This is a genomic window from Pseudoruegeria sp. SK021, from assembly GCF_002119405.1.
Lineage (GTDB): Bacteria > Pseudomonadota > Alphaproteobacteria > Rhodobacterales > Rhodobacteraceae > Meridianimarinicoccus.
The window spans coordinates 1-8716 of record NZ_MTBG01000062.1 but is presented as its reverse complement, the minus strand read 5'-3'; the positions used below and the strand labels follow the sequence as shown (position 1 = coordinate 8716).

General features: G+C 54.8%; 5 protein-coding genes and 3 pseudogenes. 4 read left to right on the top strand and 4 right to left on the bottom strand.

Translation table 11 applies throughout. From position 1 onward, the window contains the following. Window positions 1–134: 134 nt before the first annotated feature. A pseudogene (locus BV911_RS17915) lies at window positions 135–461 on the top strand (integrase core domain-containing protein); the annotation flags it as partial. Here BV911_RS17915 and BV911_RS17910 read toward each other — a convergent pair. Beyond that, window positions 425–2329, bottom strand: a complete 1905-nt coding sequence (locus tag BV911_RS17910) for a DnaJ domain-containing protein (RefSeq protein ID WP_139840145.1) — start codon at window positions 2327–2329, stop codon at window positions 425–427. The pseudogene BV911_RS17915 and the gene BV911_RS17910 overlap by 37 nt on opposite strands. Before the next feature lie 373 nt (window positions 2330–2702). After that, window positions 2703–3335, bottom strand: coding sequence for a tyrosine-type recombinase/integrase (locus tag BV911_RS17900; RefSeq protein WP_086054937.1), 633 nt, complete (start codon window positions 3333–3335; stop codon window positions 2703–2705). 186 nt (window positions 3336–3521) lie between these two features. On the opposite strand from BV911_RS17900, the gene BV911_RS17895 reads away from it, so the two are divergent. Together BV911_RS17895 and BV911_RS17890 are read left to right on the top strand one after the other, a co-directional pair. Next, entirely contained in the window at window positions 3522–4046 is a 525-nt protein-coding gene (locus tag BV911_RS17895; RefSeq protein ID WP_240512352.1) for a hypothetical protein, read from the top strand. Window positions 4047–4302: 256 nt separating this feature from the next. Further along, window positions 4303–5658 carry a PepSY domain-containing protein gene (locus BV911_RS17890; protein WP_086054936.1) on the top strand — a complete coding sequence of 452 codons (1356 nt, stop codon included), beginning with the start codon at window positions 4303–4305 and terminating at the stop codon, window positions 5656–5658. Between the two features lie 701 nt (window positions 5659–6359). Here BV911_RS17890 and BV911_RS17885 read toward each other — a convergent pair. Then, on the bottom strand, window positions 6360–7385 hold the full coding sequence (locus BV911_RS17885; RefSeq protein ID WP_086054935.1) for a tyrosine-type recombinase/integrase: 1026 nt from the start codon (window positions 7383–7385) through the stop codon (window positions 6360–6362). Window positions 7386–7399: 14 nt separating this feature from the next. Further along, window positions 7400–7546, bottom strand: a pseudogene (locus BV911_RS20430) (helix-turn-helix domain-containing protein); the annotation flags it as partial. A gap of 729 nt (window positions 7547–8275) precedes the next feature. Here BV911_RS20430 and BV911_RS17875 point away from each other — a divergent pair. After that, a pseudogene (locus BV911_RS17875) lies at window positions 8276–8601 on the top strand (YigZ family protein); the annotation flags it as partial. Window positions 8602–8716: the final 115 nt, after the last annotated feature.

Below are 8716 nucleotides of genomic sequence, written 5' to 3'. Positions count from 1 at the left end.
AGACATGCTCCACGACGCACGTCGCTCACCCGATGCATGGCGCGGCTTTCTCGAGGACTTCGTAGCCAATCCCGACATCATCGCCCGCGTCAAGGAAAATGGGCCGCGGTAGAAATCGAGCGGTTACGGACCAACTGGTGCATCATTCGGATCGCGGATCGCAATATTTGTCGATTAAATACACAGAGCGGCTGGCCGAAGCCAAAATCGCGCCGTCCGTTGGCAGTGTCGGAGATTCCTATGACAATGCTCTGGCCGAAACGATAAACGGCCTATTCAAAGCTGAGGTCATTCATCGCCGTGGCCCCTGGCGCAGCTTTGAAGCCGTCGAATATGCCACCCTCGAATGGGTCGACTGGTTCAACAATCGCCGCCTGCTGGAACCTATCGGGAATATCCCGCCCGCTGAGGCAGAAGCAAACTTCTATGCTGCTATGGAACGATCAGATATGGCCGCGTAACTAAGACAATTCAGCCTCCGGCAAACCCGGCGCGGTTCATAGAGATACGACTCGGTTTCAATGATGCGATGCGGATAAGCCCCGATCTCATAAACTACCTCTGGGATGCCTTGACCATCCACACGAATGACGCGGCCTGAGGATGTGGCCAGTAGGGCCGCATCGCCAGAACCCGAAAACGCTATCTCGCTGATCCGGTCCGGATAGCCCGCATATGTCATAGTAAATGTGAATTCCACGCCGGCATCGGAAACGGCATTGTTCCCTTCCAATTTAGAGGGATCAATGCCCGTAAGGAGCTCGTAGGATCCGTTCAGCTCCTTCATGAATTCCTCGCCCCCCCGGTTGATGTCGGGGTGGGATTTGCGAGCCAGTTCCCTATACCTCTTTCGGATCATTTCATGTGATACCGGCATTTCGAGAGACATGGTCTTGAGCGCATCAGATATCTGGGGCGAGGTGCCAACGCGAACGCTGCCGAGATCCACTGTCCGGGGCTCGTTTTCCGGAACCCTGACGCCCCAAACCATCTTGCCATCGCGGCTGATACACCAAGCCTCGTCAATATGTGTGAACATATACTGGCTTCGATCCGGAGTCAGGGCGATACATCGTAACCCGGCAGTGGTAACCTCATGATCGAGGCGCGCGGCATTTGCGATGACTTCCGGAGCCAGCCCCAGATCGGTCTCGAAGTCGACATCAAGATCGCCATCGTAGACCGTCAGAACGCCGCTCTTGGAGCGCGATGCAAAGCCTTCACCATCTGGATGGGTCGAAATCCAGGCCACATCCCTTACAAAAGCTGACGGCGTCCCCATACGTCCTGCGGTGTCTGAAAAAGCTACTGCGCCCGCCTTGCCCAAACTTGCTTGTGATTTTGCCAAGTCATCAAAGGAGATCGACCCGCGTGCGGTGGTGTAATGTTTGCGGAATGCTGGGTCCGGTCGGCTCTCCTGCTTAATCTTTTCAACTGAGATTTGGGCCCATGCGCCCTGTGGATCCTCGAAGTCCTCAACCGATTGTGGGAGGTCTAACGAATGATCCCAGCCGGGCGGGGACGGGGGAAGTGGGACAAATTTGACATTCCCAAGGCCAATTTCGCGGGCTTTGGCAGATCTTTTTTCATGGCGGTGCGAGCCTGGCATGGTGGGCTCGGAGTAGATGGTTGCCGCGGCCGCATCCGGCATATCCCCACCTTGCATGAAGAGAGCATAGGTGTTGCCGCTTTTGGCGCGGCGGATCTCACCTGCCTTGTCGAGATATGCAACGAGACGGCTGATTTTGCGGCCGTCAGAGAAGTCCAATTCCGTTTTCAATCGGTTCTGCAGTAGGCCAGGCTTGGCCGTGATCGCCTCCCGGAGACGATTGAACAGATCCATATCAATGAAATGGTCTTCGGCCTCACCCTTGAAAGGCTCCAGGTAGCCAAATTCCTGAACCAGCTTGCGAAGTTCCATTAGCCCGTCTTTGTCGCCAACGAAGGCCATCATTGTCCCGCCCTGAGACAATGCCGGAATTGACAGCACGAGCCTGTCTTCACTTCCGCGTGGGTCCTTTAACCATTTCCGAATCCAAGGCAGGCTTGCACGCGCCGCCGCAGCTGCCTTTTGGTAATCCTTCTCGGTGACTCCACTTCTGAGGTGTTCCATTTGTTTGAAATATGGCTGGTCGGGCAATGAACCATCCGGGAGACTGTAGTTCAGGTTCTCCTGCTGAGATGTATCGCTTTCTGCGTTTTTGGAGCCGGGTGTGTGCCAGGACGCAGTATCTCTTTCAGGCTGAGGGAAACTTGGAAGGATTTCAGGATCTGATGGGGCGCGATCCTTGGGAGCGCGGCCGAATAACCTTTTGAGAAAACCCGCCACGCACTCACCCTAACCAAAATCCCATGACCGACCGTCACCGGAATGCCGATAAGAAGCAAGCCGCCAAAAGTTGCCATTACTGCAATCATGCGAAAACTCATTGGACCCGTTAACACCTTAACAAAGCGAAATGAATTGAGTGAAGAGATTGGCTTGATCAAGACGGATTCCAGAAAGCCACCAAGACAGAGAACATGAAGGGAAATTGAACCCCAACCTATCAGACCTGTCAGGCTAAACACTTACGGGGATAACATTGATACCTGATGCAGGGATACAACATCCGAACGTCGGCTTTCGGTAAGCCGCACCGCAGTGGCTGCTACCCTCACAAAGGTCGGCTCTGGGCCGTCCGTGAAGACGGCCCCTGCCTTTAGATTTCGATGGCTTCTGCGATAGCCAGCGGATCTTCAAGTTCGACGCCGAGGTATCTGACAGTGCTGTCCATCTTGGTATGGCCTAACAACAGTTGGACTGCTCGCAAGTTGCCCGTTTTCTTATAGATTTGGGTCACCTTTGTACGCCGCATTGAGTGCGTGCCATAGGCGCAGGCCTCCAGACCAATAGATGTCACCCACTCACGGACAATCCGCGCGTACTGGCGGGTCGAGATATGAAGCCGTTCATGAAAACGCCCAGGCCAGAGGTATTCGGATCCAACCATCAGCGGCTCCCGCATCCACCTCTCAAGTGATGCACGTGTACCTTCAGAGATTTCGAAGCGCACAGGTTTCTGCGTCTTACTCTGCAAAACCGACGCCCGCTCCCTAAATTGGCCAAACGCCATGACATCGACCACCTTCATCTTCACCGAGTCGCAGCCGCGAAGCTTGCTGTCTATGGCAAGATTGAAGAGGGCCAGATCGCGATGGTTTTCGGCCAGCTCCAGCCGCACCCTGATCGCCCAGACATGTTTGGGCTGGAGTGGCCTTTTCTGGCCGACGATCCGGCCTTTGTTCCAGGCTGGGCGCAGTGCGCGGATGGCGGGTAAGTTTAGTGTTTCCATGATGGACCCTTCGATCCACCACGCCCTCCCACATCGACAACCCGACGTTGACCCGGCCAACTTATCACAGGATGCCGCAACGCAATCGAGGTCGGCAGCGAGCCCCACTTTGACCGATTGGGCAGGTGCAGAATTTCGCGCATGCAGCGAAATCGCGCGAGAAAGACCGGCCCTAACCGGACATCCATGGCCGTAGCCGGTGCCGCATCGCCGCTCCACCAAAGCGGCCATTCGCTCATCTTGCAGCATCTTGGCGGGTTAGACGTCGGTCAGCGGACCTATCGACATTTTCAGCACATGTACCACTATCGGCTTCAACATACACTCGTGCGTTTGATCTTCTCGCTGTGTATAGAAGCTCACATGAACGTGAATTTATGTCACCATCTGAGGTTGTATTTCGTGGTGCTGCTGCTTGCAGCCACCAGCGTTACGTCCGCCGCGATGTTGGCGCCAGATCGGACAGATGCGGCGATTGCTCAGTTAGCCCTGCTGGGTTTGAGCGTTGACGATATCTGTGGAGATCCGCTGACTCACGACCATCGGTGTCCTTATTGTCATCTCCTAGCTAATACGCCAATCCCCTCTCCCGGCGAATTTGAAACGCAACTGCTGTTCATGATGTCTTGGAAACTGTCCGCCGACCTATACCGCGCGGCACAAGCGCGAGATCATGAACGATCGCCACGGGCACCTCCCTATTTCGTCTGATCGCGGCTCTATTTAGAGCCATTTGACCAGATGCGCGGCTCAAAGGCCGCCCGAAAGCGCAAACAGCGAAGCGTCCGCATGCGCGTTCCAGTGGAGAAATTGATGAAACCATTTCATTTGGCCGATGCCGTCTGCGTGCATTCAGCCCACAAACAGAATGCGCGCAGCGCAGAAACGACCACAAGAACCAGCCCGCCCGTGTCGTATCGCTTAGCGCATACCGCCAAAATGACCCTTGCATTGGGGGGGTGTCATAATGACTAACGTAAACAGACAGATGGGCGCATCCGCTCTTTATCGTGCCGTTTGGCGTTGGCATTTCATCGCCGGGCTGTTGATCTTGCCTTTCATCTTTATCATCGCCGTTACTGGCGGAATCTATCTGTTCAAGGACGAAATCAACAACGCAGCCTATCGCGATTTGCGCATTGTCGCACCGACCGAAACCGAACCGCTCACGGCCTCGCAGATCACATCCAACGCTCTGGCTGTCCACCCCGGTGAGTTGAAAGCATATCAGCCAGCCCTGACGCTCAACCGCGCAGCCGAGGTAAAAATTTTGGGAGAAGACGGGTTAAAGAATGCCATCTTTGTGAACCCTTACACTGGCGAGGTGCTGGGAACGCTCTGGGATGCAGGCGCATCAGGCACTCCTGCGATGTATGTGGTGCGCAAGCTGCATTCGCTTGAATATGTCGGATGGCTTGGCAATCGGATCATCGAGGCGGTCGCAGGCTGGATGGTGTTGCTGACCGCAACGGGCATCTACCTGTGGTGGCCGCGCGGTAAGAAAGTCGGCACCGCCACGATTAGAGCGACTAAAGGCCGCCCATGGTGGCGCGACCTGCACGCGGTGACAGGCATCTATTCGGCCGCGTTCATTGTGTTTCTCGCGATGACCGGTCTGCCGTGGTCATCTGTCTGGGGCGGGTATTTCTATGACAGTGCCTATTCGCTCGGTCTTGGAATGCCTGATGGCTATTGGTCTAACAAGCCTCAGTCCACTGTCCTGACCGGAGAGGCGTTGGATCGTACGCCCTGGATCATGGAGCAGCAGGCCATGCCTATATCGGGCGCGTCTTCGGGCGTTCCCGCCGGTCTCGATCAAGTCGTTGCCACGGTCGAGGGGCTTGGCATCGCACCGGGCTATGCCCTGAACATGCCATCGGGTGAGACAGGTGTCTTCTCTGCTTCGGTCTATCCTGATGACATCACGCAAGAGCGGGTGATCCACCTCGATCAATACACTGGCGAAGTTCTCTATGATGCGGGGTTGAACGATCTCGGCGCACTTGGCTGGGCTGCAGAATGGGGTATTTCGATCCACATGGGACAAGCATGGGGGCTGGTGAATCAGATCGTCTTGCTTCTGGTCTGCGTGGCGATGATGGTCATGTCCGTCGCCGCTGGCGCGATGTGGTGGAAACGCCGCCCCGCTGGCGCTATCGGCACACCACAGATGCCAAACGACTGGCGTATCCCGCGCACGGTGTTGCTTATTGCCATCGCCGCCGGTGTATTCTTCCCGTTGGTCGGCCTAACGTTGATCATGTTGGCAGCCATTGAGAGCTTGATCTACCTGACAGGGTCACGCACGGCACAAGCATCTTAATACTAACGAGCCACCCGGTATCGCGCCGGGTGGCCAATTCAAGGTTTGCTCGATGAATGGTCGGTATCGCCTTGCTGATGTAGGAGCCGAGCGGCTGCAGCGAAAGTCCGTTTGCCGCCCATTCTGTGGAAAAACAGCGTATTGCTGACGCAGCAGAATCTGCGCACTTGCGGCGGAAGGCAGGTTTGTCCTACAGACCGACGTTTAAGCCACCAAAACGCTGCACAATGAACGAATTGCCGGTTTTGTGAAGGTGCGACGCGGGGTCTGATCGGCATGCCAATAGCCGAAGAGGGCCGGGCTTTGCCGTAGTCACTTCGCTGCACCCGTGAAATGCTGCGTGTGCGGGCTGGGCTAAGAGGCGTAAAAGTGCACTCTCGCCGTGACCGCGTCAAAGGCGGCTTTCAGAGGATGGTCGAAACCGTAGTACCTACTTTTTCGTTCCGGACGGCTTGTCGTGTCGTTGCCTGCCAGCACGAGGAAGTTTTCTTTGGCAAACGAGGAAGAATTGCTGTCGGATCGTCGATCTAACTTATTGACATTGCTACACCGCAGAGGAAGACTTGGTTGGCAATCGACATAAGGCGCTTCGCGGTGCCTTTTCTTTTTCTTGTTTTTGCGGCGCAACGTTTCGCGCAACGTTTCACTGCTTCGATGTTCCCAAAAGGTTCTCCGCGGCAGGAAAGCACATGATTTGCCCCCTATAAGATAAGCACTCGATCCATGATCGACGCTGCCTCCTTGTGTGCCTCTGGCCCGTATGAGCGATAGGTGTTTTCAAGGGTTTCGCGAGACGTGGCGAAGTAGTCGGTCGCCAGTTCTAGGGTCATTCCTTTCATGAAGGCCCACGTGACGGCGGTGTGCTTCAGGGTATGAGGGGTTACATCGGTCAATCCTGCACGCAAAGCTGCGGCGCGGAATGCTTTATCTATGCGACTAACCGGCTTTCCCTGGTGAGAGATGACATGGCTGCTATTCTGGTCCCAAGTTTTCATTTCATCGAACAATTTCTGCGGCATCTTGACCATACCTCTCTTCTTTTTGGTTTCTTCCTCTGCTCTTCCCAAAAAATGGATTATGCCGCGATTCATGTCGACCCATCCACTGTCGAGCGAAGGTTGCCAGCGGAGTCGGGTAATCGCTGTTTTTCTGCGTCCGGTATTGATCGCTATTTTTATGAACTGCTGAACGTGCGGCGCAGATGCGCCGAGTAGGAGATCGACCTCTTCCTCGGTTAGCCAACGGTCTTTAGCCACACCCTTTCTGGGCAATGTCACAATCGGTGCATAGGTTAGCTTACGAGTCGACAGCGCATATTTAAGCGCGGCGTTGAGTGTCCCCATCTCGCGGCGAACCGTCCACTCAGAACAGTTCCGTTGAACCGAGTATGCCTTGCAGGTGTCGACGTCGATTTCGCTTACCTTCTTGTCCGCCCAGAATGGCGAAAGCGCTTTCAATGTGTAAAGTAGACGCTGTTTGTCGCTCACCGTTTTTACTTTGGTGTGTGCATAGTGAACCAGTATCTCGCCGATCGTTATCTTGTCAGGCTCATAAGCCTGCAAGATTTTGGTTTGTCTTCGCCTTATATAGTCCGCTAGGACCGACTCTGCTTCATCACGAAATCCCTCACCAAATCCTGTCCGGACGTGTTTTCCGCCATCGAGGATGACCCATGCGCCATCGTCGCGTCGCTGAATAAGGCGTGCTGGTTTGCGTTTGCGGGGCATTCTGAGATGAACCTTTCGACCTCTGCACGCGACAGATAATAGCGCTTGCCAAATTTTACGTGATTTAACTCGCCTTGATGGATTAGTGTCATGACCGTCCGTCGCGAGACCGTATGGTGCAGCATGGAAGCGGCTTCTGCTGGGGTCACGAACGCCGACATATCGACCTCCCGAAGGTGGACGGCGCACCGGAAGACGCGAGGCGCTCGACATTGGAATCTAGAGTGCGCTGTGGACAACAAGAGGTGAAACAATAGGCAGCCATGGTTTGCGTTTCCCGAAAAAATCACTGACTAATTACCTCATAGCAAAAGTTCGACCTTGGTGATCCGATTTGTATCACGTTTTCGTGATCTTTCGTTAGCGCTTAGAAAAGTCTATGAAAAATTGGTTCTTGCGCGACCCAGATAATGATCAATATGTCAGGTCAGAAGCGATTTATACCTAGGCTGTTGCCATTAAGCGGAGGTTTGGTCTTGCAGCGTATGCGGCACCAAAAGGCAACCCCTTCACACATGCTCGGTGTTTCTAGGACTTCGCTTCATCCAGTCCACCGCTCCCACGAGGCATCATCAGCCATTCCTATCCGGGGATGTCGTCGGTCGCGCGCAAACAACTATGAGATGTAGCGTTTAAACCACGAACCAGCCCTTCCGACATGCTCCCCGTGCTTCGCAACCCCACTGAGACGCAATGGGCGGGCTCTGGGCGCGCTAGCCTGCATCCTGTCGTGTTAGGGAGGGCAATCATTAGTGGGACTCACGGCCGCGCTCAGCAGGTCTGGCGAGGGCCGGCATCAAGCAACGTATCGCGAACAGCACCGCCGCCACTCATCTTCGCGGCCCGATACCGGCTTGATCAGCTCCATATGGTCTTGATAGGTCCCGACGATGCGCATTGTGGACAATATAATCTCTGACCGTGGATCGAAATACGCGGTATCTGGTGGCCCTTGCGCAACCCGGGACGAAGCAAAGGACTTTCTGAAGAAACTCAAGTCTCGCAAAAATTTTTTCAAGGCGACCCATAGTAGTTGGGGTCTATTTACGGCTGATGGTCCCATCAAAATGATGACGGAGAAAGCGGCGCTGGAATGGTCATTCTTCGCATGTTGGAGCGTGAGAACCTGCAAGATCACATCGTTGTCGTTACCCGTTGGTTTGGCGGAAAATACCTCGGAGGCGATCGCTTTCGACATATCCAGTGCGTATTCCGGAACATCCGGCCACCCATTCCGACAACATCCGGCCACCTGTTCCGACGCATTCGGCCACCTGTGACGCGTTGCCGTGAGGCAGCGTTTTTCGGGTATCAGGTTTGGGGCGTTTCGT